Annotated in this window: 10 protein-coding genes and 6 pseudogenes; 11 read left to right on the plus strand and 5 right to left on the minus strand. The window is 55.7% G+C overall.

The features are described from left to right. Position 1 precedes the first annotated feature (1 nt). Both QO005_RS19890 and QO005_RS19895 read left to right on the plus strand, forming a co-directional pair. Positions 2–1039, plus strand: coding sequence for an IS110 family RNA-guided transposase (locus QO005_RS19890; protein WP_165223220.1), 1038 nt, complete (start codon positions 2–4; stop codon positions 1037–1039). 366 nt (positions 1040–1405) lie between these two features. After that, a pseudogene (locus QO005_RS19895) lies at positions 1406–1629 on the plus strand (IS3 family transposase); the annotation flags it as partial. Between the two features lie 80 nt (positions 1630–1709). Here QO005_RS19895 and QO005_RS19900 read toward each other — a convergent pair. After that, positions 1710–2687, minus strand: a complete 978-nt coding sequence (locus QO005_RS19900; protein ID WP_307159853.1) for a helix-turn-helix domain-containing protein — start codon at positions 2685–2687, stop codon at positions 1710–1712. 243 nt (positions 2688–2930) lie between these two features. On the opposite strand from QO005_RS19900, the gene QO005_RS19905 reads away from it, so the two are divergent. The 5 genes and pseudogenes from QO005_RS19905 to QO005_RS19925 all read left to right on the plus strand — a co-directional run bounded on the left by QO005_RS19905 (position 2931) and on the right by QO005_RS19925 (position 9501). After that, positions 2931–4628 carry a methyl-accepting chemotaxis protein gene (locus QO005_RS19905; RefSeq protein ID WP_307159854.1) on the plus strand — a complete coding sequence of 566 codons (1698 nt, stop codon included), beginning with the start codon at positions 2931–2933 and terminating at the stop codon, positions 4626–4628. A gap of 98 nt (positions 4629–4726) precedes the next feature. Further along, positions 4727–4846: pseudogene (locus QO005_RS19910) on the plus strand (IS5/IS1182 family transposase); the annotation flags it as partial. Between the two features lie 315 nt (positions 4847–5161). Further along, positions 5162–7123 (plus strand): methyl-accepting chemotaxis protein, encoded by a 1962-nt coding sequence (locus QO005_RS19915; protein ID WP_307159771.1) that lies wholly within the window; start codon positions 5162–5164, stop codon positions 7121–7123. 91 nt (positions 7124–7214) lie between these two features. Beyond that, the gene (locus tag QO005_RS19920) at positions 7215–7451 is read left to right on the plus strand and encodes a hypothetical protein (protein ID WP_307159772.1); all 237 of its coding nucleotides are present in this window, start codon (positions 7215–7217) and stop codon (positions 7449–7451) included. A 22-nt stretch (positions 7452–7473) separates the two neighbouring features. Continuing rightward, entirely contained in the window at positions 7474–9501 is a 2028-nt protein-coding gene (locus QO005_RS19925; RefSeq protein ID WP_307159773.1) for a putative bifunctional diguanylate cyclase/phosphodiesterase, read from the plus strand. Between the two features lie 537 nt (positions 9502–10038). Here the strand turns inward: QO005_RS19925 and QO005_RS19930 are convergent. Together QO005_RS19930 and QO005_RS19935 are read right to left on the minus strand one after the other, a co-directional pair. Beyond that, a complete protein-coding gene (locus tag QO005_RS19930; protein ID WP_307159774.1) occupies positions 10039–10467 on the minus strand; it encodes a PilZ domain-containing protein in 429 nt (142 codons plus the stop codon). Between the two features lie 401 nt (positions 10468–10868). Continuing rightward, positions 10869–11168 (minus strand): annotated as a pseudogene (locus QO005_RS19935) (transposase); the annotation flags it as partial. On the opposite strand from QO005_RS19935, the pseudogene QO005_RS19940 reads away from it, so the two are divergent. Next, positions 11167–11439, plus strand: a pseudogene (locus QO005_RS19940) (ATP-binding protein); the annotation flags it as partial. The pseudogenes QO005_RS19935 and QO005_RS19940 sit on opposite strands and share 2 nt — an antisense overlap. Before the next feature lie 108 nt (positions 11440–11547). On the opposite strand, the pseudogene QO005_RS19945 reads toward QO005_RS19940, so the two are convergent. Next, a pseudogene (locus QO005_RS19945) lies at positions 11548–12248 on the minus strand (D-apionate lactonase family protein). 91 nt (positions 12249–12339) lie between these two features. Beyond that, positions 12340–12681: pseudogene (locus QO005_RS19950) on the minus strand (helix-turn-helix domain-containing protein); the annotation flags it as partial. A 376-nt stretch (positions 12682–13057) separates the two neighbouring features. Between QO005_RS19950 and QO005_RS19955 the strand changes: the two are divergent. The 3 genes from QO005_RS19955 to QO005_RS19965 all read left to right on the plus strand — a co-directional run bounded on the left by QO005_RS19955 (position 13058) and on the right by QO005_RS19965 (position 16396). Further along, complete coding sequence (locus QO005_RS19955) at positions 13058–14917, plus strand: methyl-accepting chemotaxis protein (RefSeq protein WP_307159776.1); 1860 nt, start codon at positions 13058–13060, stop codon at positions 14915–14917. 278 nt (positions 14918–15195) lie between these two features. After that, complete coding sequence (locus QO005_RS19960) at positions 15196–15930, plus strand: EAL domain-containing protein (protein WP_307159777.1); 735 nt, start codon at positions 15196–15198, stop codon at positions 15928–15930. After that, on the plus strand, positions 15911–16396 hold the full coding sequence (locus QO005_RS19965) for a hypothetical protein (RefSeq protein ID WP_307159778.1): 486 nt from the start codon (positions 15911–15913) through the stop codon (positions 16394–16396). Before QO005_RS19960 ends, QO005_RS19965 begins: the two co-directional genes overlap by 20 nt. Positions 16397–16761 lie beyond the last annotated feature (365 nt).

Consider the following 16761-nt stretch of genomic DNA (forward strand, 5'->3'; position numbering starts at 1 on the left):
CATGCCTGTTGTTACCGTTGGTCTCGACCTTGCAAAAACAATCTTTCAAGCGCACGGCGTTGATGAGGCCGGTCAAACCGTTCTGCGCCGTCGCCTTGGACGAAGTGAGTTGCTTGCATATTTCGCCAAGCTGCCTCCTTGCCTGATCGCGATGGAAGCATGCTCCAGCGCCCATCACTGGGCTCGTGAGCTGGTTATTCTTGGACATGATGTTCGGCTCATTCCGCCGCAATACGTCAAACCCTATGTCAAACGGAATAAGACCGACGCGGCAGACGCAGAGGCGATATGTGAGGCGGCGGGTCGGCCAAGCATGCGCTTTGTTCCAATCAAGACCCGAGATCAGCAGGCAGTGCTCGTTTTGCATCGGTCTCGTTCATTGCTGGTTCGGCAGCGAACAGCATCGATCAACGCTGTGCGGGGATTGGTTGGTGAGTTTGGGCTGATCACATCAAAAGGCCGCTACCGCATGTCAGAGTTGCGGCAGCGCATGAACGCAATGACGCCAGACCACCTACCAGCGATCGCCTGCCAAGCTATCAATACCCTGTTTGATCATATCGATGTACTTGAAGAACAAATTGCTGCTGTCGAACGACAGATTGTCGAGTGGCATAAGAGCAACGAAGACAGCCTTCGACTGGCGACTGCGCCAGGTGTTGGCCCAATCACGGCGAGCGCTATCGTTGCCGCTGTGGGAGATGGTCGTCAGTTCCAGTCGGCGCGGCATTTTGCGGCCTGGCTTGGATTGACCCCAAGGATGCATGCAAGCGGGAAAAAAGAGCGGATCGGAAGGATCAGTAAAGGAGGCGACCGATATCTGCGGGCGCTTCTAATCCATGGCGCAAGAGCGATTGTCGGAACGCTGTTCCGCAATAACGTGACGCCTCGTCCGTGGCTGGTTGCACTGGCGGCACGCCGACCGACCAACGTCACCGCTGTCGCCGTCGCGCACAAAACGGCACGCGCCTTGTGGGCAATGCTGACGCGTGAAGAAAAGTACCGCAAACCAATTGCGGCGGCACCGTCTGCAGCATAACAGCTTCAGCACTGTTCCTATGATCAGTGCTGGCTTGCGAGGGTAAGCGAATGTGATGGCAAACCGGTATGATCCGGGTTCGGCAAAGGCCCATGAAACGATGCGAGCCATATGAGCTCGTCCATTTGTCTGGCCGCCGATCCGCGAATACCATCAAGGCCAGCGGCCGAGCGGCTCGCATAAACAGGCCGGATACACGACCGCAAGCACCGTCTCTGCCGTGACGTTCAAATTACTCCTTGCAAACCGGGAGCGGTCCATACACATCGTTCTGTTCGAGCAAGAGCCAACGGCCATCCAAATAGCCGGATCGATGACATGCCCTGGGCCTATGCCGAGAAGCCCATCGCAAAGGCCGTGGTCTGAGAACACCGCTTACTACGTTCCATGTCCCGAAAGGGATGCTCGCAAGACAACGCCGCATGCGAAGGCTTCTTTGGCCGGTTGAAAACGGAACTCTTCTATCCATGAGACTGGAAGACGATCACGATCGAGCAGTTCTTGGCAGAGGTGGACGCCTACATCCGCTGGTACATGAGAAGCGGATCAAGATATCGCTGGGATCGCTCAGCCCGGTCGAGTATCGTTAGAGCCTTGGCCTGAACTTATCAATCAGTCCAACTTTTTATCCGCATCCCCACCGGTTCAGTTCTGCGCGGAAACCAACATGTTATCGAACGATCTGCCGGGAGCGCGTTTTCGAAGGGGTTTCTCCGTACTTAATCCTGTAACGCCTCGTAAAGTCAGCGATGCTATAGAAGCCCCACTGGTGTGCGACTTGCGAAACATAGACTTTCGAGTTTTCCTTCATGAGCTGTTGGTGGACGCGCTCAAGTCGTAGATCTATAATGTATTGGATCGGTGTTCGATTAAGGCTCCTTCGAAAAGCCAATTGCAGACTACGAACACTAACGCCTGCCACGGCGGCAAGTTCTGAAACGGTCAACGGGCGAGCCAGGTTTTCTTCAATATATTCGATAACTATTCTGAGGGCTCGGCTGGGCGCCCCGGCAATTTTGAACTCATCCCCCGACCGACTTGGCCAGCTAGACAATAATTGGAAAACGATCATTTCTTCGATCACGGGATAGTATATATCATCAGCTACCGTTAGCGATGCCATTCGTGAATGCAGGCAAACAACCGCCTGCCGTAGCGCCTGCATGCTCGGGTGAGAGACCTTGACGAGCGGGTCGAAAAAGTCTCCCTCTTTCGCATCGGTCCCCCAAAGAGATTGTCTGGAGGCGAAAAGCGTCTCGCTGCCAATTGTGCAGCTAATCATATCTACACCTGGCAGCGTGCGCATGCCCTGCATTCCTTCAAACGGGAGTAAGAGTGCATGCCCTGGGAACAGCACGTACTCCCGATCAAAATGTTTCCGCGTCGCTGAGCCAGCTATTGGAAAGCGGAGCGTGAAAACATCCTCGAAGGTTTTCGGCTCGGTTTCAAAGCCGCTCTGTGATGTTGTTCGCCAAATGGACAACGCGCCTCGCTTCGTGCCCACGATTTTGACGTCGAACGCGCTTCCACCAATCGGCTTAAACTCCGTGGGCAAAAAGCCTAGGGAATTCAGTTCCTCAAGCCGTTTTATGCTTTCGATATTCAAGCAAAAGCTGTTTCTCACAGCCTCCTGTTGGAGTGCGTCCATCACTGCGCTCTCCGTCCGTTGCTTTCACCGCATCCAAAACTACACACGAGGGATTTCAGATCTGATGCAGCACGGGAGTCCAGCTGGAAAAAATATAAAATAAGCGAAAATATTATATTGATCGCGAAGAATGCAACTAAAGATTTAAAACATAAGCAAATCATTTACTTTGTTCCTCCCTATCTTCTCGGCATCCGTTTTATGCAAAAACCACGCCAATGGGCTGCGAAGAGAGGAAGGGTCATGCTAGATTTTGCTGCATTCGATGCGAAAGCCATCCTGAGTGCGTTAGACAAGTCGCAGGCGATTATCGAGTTCAAGCTCGACGGAACGATCATCACAGCAAACGATAATTTCTGTCGAGCGCTGGGCTATCAGTTGCCCGAGATTGTCGACAAGCACCACCGCATATTCGTTGATCCCGCAGAATCCAGCACAACGCAGTACAAGGAATTTTGGGCGGGGCTCGCGAGCGGTAAATTTGAACGGCGCCAATTCAAGCGGATCACCAAAGACGGTCGCGAAATCTGGATCGAGGCGTCCTACAATCCAGTACTCAAGAAGGGGAAGCCTTACAAGGTTGTCAAACTTGCGACGGACATAACGGCCAGCAAACTTCAGGCACTGGAAGACGTGGGGAAGATTGCAGCCATTTCTTGCGCTCAGGCCGTTATCGAATTTACGCCTAGCGGAGAAATTCTGGGTGCCAACCAGAATTTCCTCAAAGCGCTTGGTTATGAACTGGCCGAGATCAAGGGCAAGCATCACTCGATGTTCTGCGACAAGGCGTTTGTGGGCAGTGCCGATTATGGTGCCTTCTGGTCCAGACTTGCTGGTGGCCAGCTTGTTGACGGTGAATTCACGCGCATCACTAAGAGTGGTGCTCCCGTTTACATTCAAGCTTCCTACAACCCCATCTTCGATTCGAATGGCAAGGTGTTCAAGGTCGTCAAGTTAGCGACCGATGTTACCGAGCGCGTCAACAATGTACATCGGCTCGGTCAGGGGTTGGAGGCAATTGCTGCCGGAGACCTGACGCACACCATTAAGGACCCCTTCCTGCCGTCGCTGGAAAGCCTCCGCGTCGACTTCAACCAGGCCGTCGCCAAGCTTGAGAGGACTATGCTGACCATCAACGAGAATGCGCGCTCGATTGCAGCGGCATCGCAGGAAATCCAGTCTGCTTCGAATGACCTATCGAAGCGAACGGAACAGCAGGCGGCCTCGGTTGAAGAAACAGCTGCCGCTCTTGAGGAAATCACCACCACCGTCACCGACTCCAGTAACCGGGCGCAGGATGCCGGCAAGCTTGTTCGGCGCACTAAGGAAAGCGCCGAGCAGTCGGGCGATGTCGTAAGTCAGGCCGTAGACGCGATGGGCAAAATCGAGAAGTCGGCCGGAGAGATTGCGAGCATCATCAGCGTAATTGATGAAATCGCTTTCCAGACAAATCTCCTGGCGCTCAATGCGGGCGTCGAGGCGGCACGTGCTGGTGAAGCCGGCAAGGGCTTTGCAGTTGTCGCCCAAGAGGTCCGCGAACTTGCGCAGCGTTCTGCCAAGGCTGCGAAGGAAATCAATCATCTGATCAACGCCTCGAACGAGCACGTTAAACACGGTGTGGGCCTAGTGGGCGATACCGGTAAGGCTCTGGAGGACATTGCAACTCAGGTTGTTCAGGTTGATTCCAATGTTGTTGCCATCGTGGATGCCTTTCGCGAACAAGCGACCGGTCTCAGAGAGATCAACGTGGCGGTCAACATAATGGACCAGGGCACCCAGCAAAACGCGGCCATGGTTGAACAGACGAGCGCCGCTGCTCACAGCCTGGCGAGAGAGGCTGAAAAACTGTTTGAACTCATCAAGCAGTTCAGGATTGGAGAACGCTCCGGACAAACTTCAAGGCCCGCCGAAAGCGGTGGGCGTCCGCTGAAAGCAGTTTAGGGCGTCGCGGAATGGCAGCTATGCGAGGTGGCGTTAATGCATGGATAAGATTCCAACGTGTTGGATTTAAGCGGCTTGGATCGAGAATAGGTTTGTTGATCCCGGATGCCCACAAACTTAACGCCGCCCGCCGTTATCACCTCAGCAAGATGAAGTTCTTAGTGACGAACTGGGCCGAGTATGAGGCAGGCCTTCGCTGCGGTGGCAGTTTGACCCTTTGAATAACACCAGAAGCGCTGGTGGGCTGAAGCCTTACTCATTTGCCATAGACACTGAGTCACCAATTTATGCAATGAGGTAGTGATGCGAGCGCAGCCGCACGGTTAGTCTTTCCGCTACAGTGAATTACTCTGGAAATACATGTGAGGAAATTAATAATTCGAGCAACAATAAAATAAAAATTCGAATTATATTACATATATCGAAAAAACGAATGTTGCTTTAACATTATATCAATTATTCAAGAAAATTCTTTTTGTCGTCTGGGGCAGCATGAATCGTAATATCCAAGCTTAACATCGTTGGAGCGTGTCATGAAACATATCCCGATCGTCGGCAAGTTCCTTGTCGTCATAGTATTGTTCTGCCTGTTTGCGTTCGGTGTTGCCATCTTTGCAAGTAGCCGGATCCTCTCGGTGGACACGGCGTACAACGGATTGCTTGACAACGAGGGCAAGGCGGCTCTGTCTCTCGCCCGCGCCAACCGCGCGATGCAGACCATCCGGGCCAGTATTGGCGATATCCTGATGGCGCGCACCGCAGAGAGTATCGACGCCGCCAACAGGGGGCTGGAGTCGAGCATTAGGGATTTCGTCGATTTTATCGACTCGGCCGCCAAGGCACTGCCGGCGTCACATGATATTCCAGCCTTGAAAGCGGAGGTCTTGAAGGTCGTGGACGGTGCCTGTGCCAATGCCTTGATGGCGGGTCGTGCCGTGACCGAAGATGCAGCGCTTCTCGCAAGCCAGGCGCTCTTTTTGCAGGATTGTCAGCCGGAATTCGTCAAACTGGCGCCCTTATTCGTTAACGTCACCAAAAAGGTGACGCAACTGGCTGACGACAGCAGCACGGAATTAACTGAAATGGCCCATGCAACTGCCTTCGACACGGTGATCGACGTTCTCGCTGGAATAGCCGTCGTGCTGGTCGGTGGCTTCCTGGCGATCCGCAGCTGGCTGGTCCGTCCGATCCGCGGGCTGTCGGATACGATGAGCATGCTGGCCGGTGGCGATCTTGAGGTGACAGTTGAGGGAACCGAGCGGCGTGACGAGTTGGGCCTGATGGCACGCTCTGTCCAGGTCTTCAAGGATGCCGGCCTCAAGGCGCGGGAACTGGCTGGCGAGGCGGAAGCCGCCCGCAATCAAACCGAGGCTGAACGCCTGCGCGCCGCAGAGGCGGAACGCAAGCGCGCTACCGAGATGGCGCAGGCAACCTCCAGCCTTGCAGAAGGCCTGCAGCGACTGTCTAATGGTGATCTTGGCTACCAGCTGTCGACACCGTTTGCCGCCGACTTTGAAAGCCTGCGCGCTGACTTCAACACTGCAGTCGCCAAGCTCTGCGGCACGCTGGCATCGGTTGCTCAGGCGACGGGTGCCATCGATGGCGGCTCGCGCGAATTGAGCCAGAGTGCTTCCGACCTGTCGAAGCGCACCGAGCAGCAGGCAGCCTCGCTAGAGGAAACTGCTGCCGCCCTCGACCAAATCACGACTAATGTGCAGAACTCGTCCAAGCGCACCGAAGAAGCCCGCAACATGGCGGCTCAGGCCACCGCTTCGGCCAAGAAGTCCGGCGAAGTCGTCGCCAATGCGGTCAATGCGATGCAGCGGATCGAAAGCTCGTCGAGCCAGATTTCCAACATCATCGGCGTCATCGACGAGATCGCGTTCCAGACCAACCTCCTTGCGCTGAATGCAGGCGTTGAAGCGGCACGCGCAGGGGAAGCCGGCAAGGGGTTTGCGGTTGTCGCTCAGGAAGTCCGCGAACTTGCCCAGCGCTCCGCCCTGGCAGCCAAGGAGATCAAGGAACTGATCAGCAAGTCGGCCCAGGAAGTCGAAAGCGGCGTCAAACTGGTGACGGCGACCGGCGAGGCGCTGAAGGCGATTGGTGACCACGTCATCGCGATCAACGGTCAGCTCGATGCGATTGCCACCTCGTCACGCGAACAGTCGGTCGGCCTCTCGGAGGTGAATACGGCGGTGAACCAAATGGACCAGACGACGCAACAGAATGCGGCTATGGTCGAAGAAGCGACGGCAGCATCGGCCTCGCTTGCTTCGGAAGCCGAGCGCCTGCGCCAGCTGGTCTCGCAGTTCCAGCTCGGCCAGACTGGTCACTCCGGTCATCAGGGTCCCGCGACAACCCGTCCGGCCCCGGCCTCGGCGTTACAGCATCGCCCGGTCCCATCCCCGGCACGGCGCATGGTGCAGACGGTCGCTGGTGCGATCGGCATCGGCGCGAGTACGGCGGCTACTAGGGACACTTGGGAAGAGTTCTGAGCGACCGCCAGCAGGCGAGCCACAACACCGGTTGCAATGTTTCTGCTGTCCGTACAGCCCTTGTTTGAATTGTGACCAACACAGAGAACAAATGGACCAGTATATGTGTAAAGTCATTTATCTTAAAGGACGTCCAGCGGGCGTGACCGACATTCCACTGGAACCGACCCTCGAAGCTTTCAGAGAAGTTGTCGACTGCCTCGAATATGTCAGAAGCCATTTCGTGGAGATATTCTCTCAACTTGAGGAGCTAAAGAGTGCCCTGGCGCTTCTGCAACCATCAACGCCCGAGTCAACTCGCCCAATGATTGAGAGCGGATTTGAGTGAAGAGTTTTGCGGGAGCTGTTGTATGGCGATGTCAGATGAGGATCCGTTTTGGTCCGAGCGATGTACAGAAGCGGGCCACAATGGCCAGAAAGGTATCATCAACATGAAATTCGAGCAACAGATCCGCGCTGCGCAGGCCGATTCTGTGCTGGCCGTCCTAACGCTATCGTTCCTGGCCAACAGTTTCATCGCTCTCACTACGGCCGCCGTCCTGTGGCTGAAAGAGCCCGCGATCTACCAAGCCATCTGGCTCGCTGGCATTTTGACGCTGAATACGTTGCGGCACATTTTAGCCGCCCGTCTCAGACGAAGAGATATCGTTCGCAGCGATCCCCATGCGGTTCTCAACCATCTCACGATAGGTGCCTTTGCCAGCGGTTGTCTCTGGGCATTCGCTCCTTTTCTTGGTCTCGGGCTCAGCTCCGACGGCGCTGAGGGCTATGTGATCTTCATCATCGCTGGAATTTCGGCGGGTGCGATCATACAGACCACGGCCTATTCACGCATCGCCATCGCATTCGGTGCCCCGGCCATGCTGGCCACCGTCGCCTCCCTGCTGCTCGAGCCAAGCACTGTCAACTTGGTAATCGCTGCGGACGTCTTACTGCTGATGGTGATGATGTTCCGCAGCAGCCGCATGAGTGAGCTGAATTTCATCAGCAGCCAGGCAGATAGGTTGAAAGCCATAAATCTAGCCGCGTCTCTGTCGCGTTCCAATCTCGAGCTGGAGATACTCGCGAGCAGAGATCCGCTGACCGGCCTTGGCAATCGCGCGGCTTTCAACCTGCGCCTTCAGCAAATGCTAGGGCAAACTGAAGGCGCTGTGCCGGCGGCCTTGCTTATCATCGATCTCGACCGGTTCAAGTTGATCAACGATACCATGGGACACACCGCCGGCGATATCGTCCTGACCGAGTTTGCCCGCCGACTATTTGCAATTGCGGCGCCTGAGCATCTCGTCGCCCGCCTCGGCGGCGACGAATTTGCTGTGGTGATCGAAGGTGAGGACGCAGCCGCAAGAGCCTTGGCCCTTGGCGGGGAAATCCTAGACCTCACGTCCCGCCCGGTGATGATAGGCGATCGCCAGGTCACCGTCGGTTCGAGCGTAGGTCTCGCCCATGTACCCGAACATGCCACCACGGCCGAAGCGATCTTCGCCTGTGCCGATATCGCCCTTTATGCCGCCAAGGAACACGGTCGCCGCCGCCTCCGCGTCTTTAGCCCGGATATGAAGCAGCGCCTGGATCGCCAGAAGCAGATCGAACTCGGCCTTGAGCAGGCCCTCGCGGCCGGTGAAGTCGAGGTCTTTTTCCAGCCGCAGGTAGAGCTGTCGGGCGAAACGATCACCGGTTTCGAGGCGCTGGTGCGCTGGGACCATCCGGCACTCGGCCCAATAAACCCGCCGGAAATTGTCCAGGCGGCCCATGCGCTGCATATCTCGGAACAGTTAACCCGCCATGTCGCCTCCGAAGCCGCCGCACTTATCCTGCGTCTGCCCGCCCTCGGCCTCGCCGGTAGCAGCATCGCCATCAACGTCTCGCCGCGCGAATTCTCGATGTACTCGCTGTCGAATACGCTCGGCGAAGTGGCCCGTGCCGCCGGCATCTCGCCATCGCAGATGGAGATCGAGATCACTGAGGAAGCTACTCTCGACACCGCCGCCGCTGGCAGCGAGCTTGGACTACTGGAAAAGGCTGGCTTTCGCCTCGCCGTCGACGATTTCGGCATGGGCCATTCGTCGCTCGCCCATCTAGTCGGCCTCAAAGTCGACCGCCTGAAAATTGATCGCAGCTTCGTGAACGGTATCGCGACTAGCCGACAGAACCAGGCGATGGTCTCAGCACTGGTCGGGATGGGTCACGCCCTGTCAATCGACATCGTAGTTGAGGGCGTCGAAACGCCTGAAGACGCCGAGGTGCTCCGCATGCTCGGCTGCCGCTTTGCACAGGGCTATCTATTTGGCATCCCGATGTCAGCAAAGGCCCTGCCTAACTGGCTGGCCGCCCGGTTCGCTCCGCCGACCCTTGAGACGCTTGCCGACTCCAGGTGAAGCCTCAAGAAATGTCCGCCCCTCCGCACTCGTGAAGGTTTAAACAAGCTCGTACATGCGTGTGTTCTGAGGGATATCTGGGTAGCGTGTTGCATGATCAGCGGCTTGACGACATCGGCCCTACGCAGTTCGCATTTCACGCGATGCGCTCGAAGACCGGACGAGCGAGTTGGGTCATTCGGTTGAGAGCACGAACTCCGAAGTGGGCCTCAGTCTTCTAATTGTCGAGATGACGCGCTTGCAGTTTGGGGCAGACGACGGTCTTCCATCGGCCTATCTGGGTTTCGCTCCGGCTGCGCTGATTGTACCTCGTCGACTTCTGCCAAGCCAGCCGGCCCCGCTTTGCGATCTCGGCAATATGTTGATCGCGAACCGTTGGATGCAAACAGAAGTCTACAGCAGGGCGCATGAATCCGAATCGACGCGACCTGCTGTAGGATGAACTTTCTCACCATGATCAAGCTGGCGTGTATTCGTCTCACTCTCCGCCATAATGAGTCCACGGCCCAGGTGTAAACTCACGTCTCTGATGTCGCTTCACTTCAGCTTGCCAAAGACGGGTCGCCGCGGATCTTTATCGATCGTCTGCTTCGGGGCAGGTGCGATGCCGGTTTCCACCTCCTCCGTTGTGTCGCAAAGATCAATGCGCTGCCGGCGAGCAGGGTTGGTCCCTACTCGTGAACCCGTGAAGCGCACGCCGTAGAGATTGCCACGGTGCCAAACCTTTTCGCACTCAACCTTAAAGCCATCGAGTTCAACAAAAAGAGTAAAGTGCGAAGGTACGATCCAACCGACGTCGAGCTCGATTTTGGCACCGGTGTCGCTCAGGTCCCGGACGATGCAAGGCACTGCACTGTGCCCTTCATGGAAGGCAGCGAGCCCGCCCTTGAGTACTCGGGTCCTTCGGGGACGCTCAACCGTCGGTTCGCGGGGTGGTACTGAATCTCTCGCCTGATCGCACACCATGCAGATGTCCTCGTTAAATCACCGCCCAGATCAATCCTCCCGTTGATTTATTGGAGTAGCAAGAGATGATTGACAATCCGTTTCCGGAGCAGCCGCATGTGGGTGCTAATGCCCGCCAGCGATCCATACCTTGACCCCAGCCGGAACCGGCCCCGGTCTTGTGCATCTGCTGTCGGGCTGGCTGCTCAATAGCATTACCGAAGTGTTTGAACGCTGCCGATTGTAATAAGAGTTTCCTCTATCGATCACCCGCAAAGAGGCACTGATGCTTCTGTAGCCGCGATTGACGGTGCCACGGCCGGTGAGCTTGAGCGACAGGTGGCTTGGTTCGTCCGACGAAAGAGGTGGCTCGTTTTGTCTGAACAGTTTGGGGCGTTTCGCTAAGTGGATTTCCGCCTCGATTATCCCGCCACCATCATTGGTGCCAGCGCGTTGAAGTAGGCCTGATTCGGCGTCTGCCGGTCAAGGGATGAATGTGGTCGTCGGCTGTTGCTGAAGATCAGATATCGACCAATGCCAGCGCAGGCCTCAGACACGGTCTTGTAGGCGTGCAGGTAGACCTCATCATATTTGATCGACCGCCAGAGCCGCTCGACGAAGACGTTGTCGCGCCATGCGCCCTTGCCATCCATCGAGATGGCGATCTCAGCTTTCTTCGGCACTGCCGTGAAGTCCACCGAGGTAAACTGCGAGCCCTGATCGATCATGATCACCGCCAACCAGCCCTTCGGTGAATGGAACAGGGTTTTCCAAGACCCCGCAATGACACTCGCTGCCGTCGATCGTCTCGTTCACCATGCAACCATCTTTGAGATGAATGTTGAAAGCTACCGGCGTCGCTCGGCAATGGAAGCCAAACGCCAGCGCGGCAGGCCACCATCGTTCGCGACAATGAAAAGTGCCGCGGAGATTGACGCTGCGCGACAATCAGAAGCCGACGAAGCCCTTGCCAGCGACAATCACGATGATACCGTCACCGACGACCGCGATATGAGAATCTCATCCAGATCGTTGCTCTACAGGGCCGTGATAAGAAAAGCGTTTCATACAAGAACGGGTCACGCAGCCACCTATTGAAGCTCAAGGTTCGGCAAGCAAGTCTTTCAAGAAGTGATAGAGCGGCGTCGGTCTCATCTGCTCGTCAAGCAGGCCCCGGGGGCCGCAAAGGCCACCAAGCGTCAATCGACGTATGCCGGCGCGCGCTGCAGCTTCGATCAGGCCCCGGTTCCAGTCCACAGCATAGCTTGCAAACTGGCGAGGGTCTGTCGCACTCAGGCATAGCCGTCGATTGCCAGGATTTGGGACAAGGTCTGCCCCATAGGGGTCATGCGCGCGGCAATGGTGGTTGGCCCCAGATCGTATGGCGTGTCGCCGATGAAACTGCGAGCGGTCGCAAAGATATCGGGCAAGGCTTCCAAGGTCTCCATGACCGCGGCGTCACCTGCATCATGAACGATCGGGCAGAATGAATGCGTCACGAAATCGAACAGGTTTCGGGGAGGGCGTTTGCGGTTCAGTTCGGTGAAGAAGGACAGCATGCCGCCACCGATTTCGAGCCCGGGGAAAAAGTGGCGTGCCGCCTTCGCCATCTCTTCGAAGCTTGGACCCTCAGGACGGGTTGCACCGGGTTGCCACGATTTTAGATCATGTGCTTGCGTGACCACAAGGGTATGCGGCATCAGCCCCGCTGTCTGGAGAGCCTGGGCAGCTTGGGCCATCTCATTATCGGCACTTGCGCGTGCTGGTAACACCAGCTCTACGGTGATCGGCAGGCCTGTCATCTTGCCTAATGTGCCACTATGCCGGATACGTTTGTGCACGACCAAGCAAAGTCATCAACAACCCTATTGCCAACGGGGCGGGCCATACGATTTTACGAGTCTGCCCGTGCCGGACAAGGAACCGATGCAAGGCCGACTTGTTGATCGTGATGCCCTGCGCAGAAAGCGCGTCCCGCAGCTCGAACAAGGTTCCATCGCGGTGCTCAGCGAGCCATGCCATGATCGCCACGCCATGGGCCTCTGTCTTGCGGGAATTTCGATCTCCGCCAAGAGGACCAGGTCGCATGTCGCCCTGGCGAAGTTGAAGAGTTCGCCAGCGGCTGACGCTTGCGGCACTCACGCCGAACCGTTCAGCAGCTTCTCGGTGGGTCGCACCAGCGGAAACAGCAGCAAGCACGCGAACTCGCAGATCCACAGAGAGAGCTTTTGACATATCTGCCGACCTCCATCGGCAGATAGTTTGAGAATCAGAACACGGCTGATTTGCAAAGACCCCCAGATTCAATCATTCAGGGAACCGCCCTAATGCCTTTGTAGCCAGGATTGAAGGAAACCACGGCTGGTGAGCTTGAGCGACAGGTGGGCTTGGTTCGTCCGACGAACAAGCAGGATAACAATTCATTTGGTTGTGGATTACTCCTTTTGAAGCGTCGCAATCTTGCAGTGTTAGGTAGTCCAATCACACTGGCGTGAAAGGTTCGGCGTTTGGGCGATTATTTCAATAGGTTCACATATAATTAAGTAGTAATTGTGAACCTAACTGCAGACGTTACCAGACGGTCTTGCTTATTTCTCCAGGGGAACATGCGGTGCGCATAACAATCGCTAGGCTTTTGACGGTCTTTGCCGTGGTTATCGTAACAGGACTTGCTGCCTCAATCGGCCTTCAAACCTATACCTTGGAGAAGCTGAAGGTGAATGGACCGATCTATGCGACAATTGTCGACGGCAAGGATCTGATCGCCGACATCCTGCCGCCGCCCCTGTATGTGGTCGAGGCATATATGTTATCAAGCGAGACGGTGCTCCACCCGGACAGGGCAGCCGTTAACCTTGCCAAAATAGAAAAGCTTGCTGAAGAATATGAGACGCGACGCAAATACTGGCAACAGTCAAACCTTCCGCAGCCATTGCAGGACAAGCTTTTAAATGATGTCTTGGTCAAGGGAGACAGGTTCTGGGAGAAATTTCGCGCGGAGTTCATGCCAGCTGCTTCTGCCGCTGATTTGGAGGCGAAACAAGCCGCAACCGAAAGCCTTCTTGAGAGCTTCTGGGTCCATGATCTTGCCGTTCGTGAACTGGTCGAAATGGCCGGCGGTCATCTTGTAGCCCAAGAGGCATATGCTCGCGCCTCCTCTGGCAGTCTCGGTAAAGCCGCCGCCGTTGGTAGCGCGCTATCCGTTATTCTCTTTGTCTTGGGCATTATGTTCTTTCGATTGCGCGCCATCGGACCGCTCGACAGGATTACCAAGTATATGTCGCATTTGGCGGCCGGAGATCTCACGCAGGAAGTGCCCTTCGTAACACGCAGTGATGAGATAGGGACCATGGCCAATTCGGTGGAGGTCTTCCGTCAGGCAGCATTGGAACGTAAGCGCTTGCGCCTTGAGGCTGAAGAAGCACGAATTGTAGCGGAGGCAGAGGGTATTGAGCGCGAGCAGCTGACGAATGCACAGGCGGCGGCTCTGGCTAATGTCGTGGCGACATTGGGTGCTGGCCTCTCGCGTCTTGCCGAATGCAACATTCGCTACACCATTGATGAGCCTTTTAGTGCCGACTTCGAGCCGCTGCGCCATGACTTCAACAACGCGCTTGCCGCATTTCAAGCGACGCTTGTCGACGTCCTTGAGGCGACGCGGACCATTCATGCCCATGGCGAAGAGATGCGCGAGGCCTCAGACAACCTCGCAAAGCGGACCGAACAACAGGCCGCAGCGCTTGAGGAGACATCGGCCGCACTGTCTCAGGTGACTGCGACGGTCAAGCAGGCCTCCGAGCGAACAGTGGAGACACGTACGCTGGTCAGAGACGCTAAGGCCTGCAGTGAAGAATCGAGCAAGGTTGTCAAAGACGCGATAGAAGCCATGAGGATGATCGAGAACTCATCCGATGAGATTGGCAAGATCATTGGTGTGATCGACGAGATTGCCTTCCAGACCAATCTGCTGGCCCTCAATGCTGGGGTTGAGGCAGCCCGCGCAGGAGAGGCTGGAAAAGGTTTCGCTGTTGTCGCACAGGAGGTTCGCGAGCTTGCACAACGCTCCGCCACGGCGGCAAAGGAAATCAAGACCCTGATTGCCACTTCAGGAACTCAAGTGGAAGCAGGTGTTAGGCTGGTCTCTCAGACCGGTTCCTCCTTAACGCGCATTGAAGACTTTGTGTCCGTTATCAATCTCAATGTCGAGGCAATATCGACAGCGTCAGTAGAACAGGCCGAAGGGTTGAGGCAGATTAGCAGTGCGGTCAGTGAAATCGATCGCATGACCCAGCAAAACGCGGCAATGGTGGAGGAGACGACAGCAATCAGCCATGCACTATCGGAGGGATCTGCGCATCTAACGCAACTCGCAGGCCGTTTCACACTGAACAGGCGAAGCAAGATACGCGAAAAGTCTATGCCGCTTGCTGAGACGAACCCAGGTAAAGACAGAGTTTTTTCTGCCGCATGAGCCGTTGAGGAGCGCTTGCTTTCTGACCTTGATCGACAAACCTCTGAGCTCCGGAGGAAGGCTCAACCACTTGTAGGTCAGGGGTTTGAACGATCGACTGAAGGGCCATCATGCTAAGGCGTCGGTGATGGACGCGGAGATAGATCCAATGACCGACCCGAAGCAGCTCGCGAAACCTTTTGTGCTTGCTGAAACCGATTGAATTTGGCCTCGGGGGGGGCCGTTAGATGAACTGTCAGGCTTGCAAGAACGGAGCATCTTTCAGGACTTCAATTTCAATGGCTTTCCAGCCGATCATTGATGTCGGTCGCGGACTAGTATTTGCACATGAGGCCCTTGTGCGCGGCATGGATGGAAGCGGCGCGGCAAGTGTGCTGTCGTTCGTGGATCCGGACAACCGCTATGCCTTCGATCAACAGTGCCGGGTGCATGCAATCGAACTTGCGGCCAGCCTGTTTCCCCGCAAAGACATTCCGCATTTATCAATCAACTTCATGCCAAAAGCCATCTATGAACCGCGGGCCTGCATCCGCCAGACGCTGGAGACGGCCAAGCGCACAAACTTTCCGCTCGACCGGATCATCTTCGAGTTTAAGGAAGTCGAGAAACTCGACACAGCACACCTGATCAATATTCTCCGAAGCTATCGCGAAATCGGTTTCAAGACGGCGATCGACGATTTCGGTGCCGGCCATTCCGGGCTTAACCTTCTGACGCGTTTTCAGCCTGATATTGTCAAGCTCGACATGGATTTGATCCGCGGCATCGATTTGGACCCGGTCAAGCAGGTAGTAGTCCGCCGGACGCTTGAAATGCTCAAAGATCTCGGCATCACGGTCGTATGTGAGGGTGTTGAAACTGCCGAGGAGTTCACAACGCTCACCGAGCTCGGCGTTGACCTGATCCAAGGCTACTTTGTCGCCCGCCCGACCTTTGAGGGCCTGAGTGAGGTGTCCTCTGCCATTTGGCGTTTTTTAGGCAACGGTAAAACAGATGAAGACACTGCGCTTTAGGGTTTCGGGCAATACGGCTCATCGTCGGTTTGAAACGAGGCAGCTTCAGAAGGCGGTTACGTTCATTGAGGCTGGTCTCGATATCCAAACCGCTCCCAAAGTCAGAGACTTGCTCCAAGCAGCGCTAATCCGCGAAGCGCGGCTCGACGAAACCACGTGCAAGGAAATTGCGCAACTGGTTGTTCACAAAGTGGAACGTGGTGTATCGCCTAGCATTACGGCGGCATCCATCATCAGGGCAGGGGACGCCATTTCACGACGCCGTGCCTTGCAAGAATACGGCTGGGACGGTGAACTCCTGGGTATGAAATTTGTTCAACTTATTGCCGGCAATCAGATTGCTCTAGCAATCGAAACAGTTCGGCTTGCAGTTGAGGCGGCGACCAATCTCTATCGAGAGCTTAGAAAGGTTGAGGCCTCCGGTCGATACCATCTCATGTATGAGTATTCGGCAAACCCGGTGTAGTTCGCCAATGGAGCTGCACTGACGATAGAGATATCCACCATTTCTGACCAAGTGGACGATATCGAAGATAAACTTGGTAGGCTGCCACTCACGCACTTGCCCGTCGTCAGGCTTTTGTCTGCGGACGATGCCCAGGCCGACCAAAAGTTTGCCACGATTCCGTAGCTGCCATGCGTTCCGATCTGCCTTCCGACGACCTCGTCGCGCAGTGATGAGATGTGATCGTGCAGGACTTGGTCGATGATTGCCACGGTCGTTCAGGCACCCAAATTGATTTTCGCGTCACCATCTTGGCAACCTGCGACGCAGGCAACTCGAATGTTCCATAATTATGACTATGCAATTTTTGATAAATTATTGATAAT

Source organism: Allorhizobium paknamense (assembly GCF_030815125.1).
Taxonomy (GTDB): domain Bacteria; phylum Pseudomonadota; class Alphaproteobacteria; order Rhizobiales; family Rhizobiaceae; genus Allorhizobium; species Allorhizobium paknamense.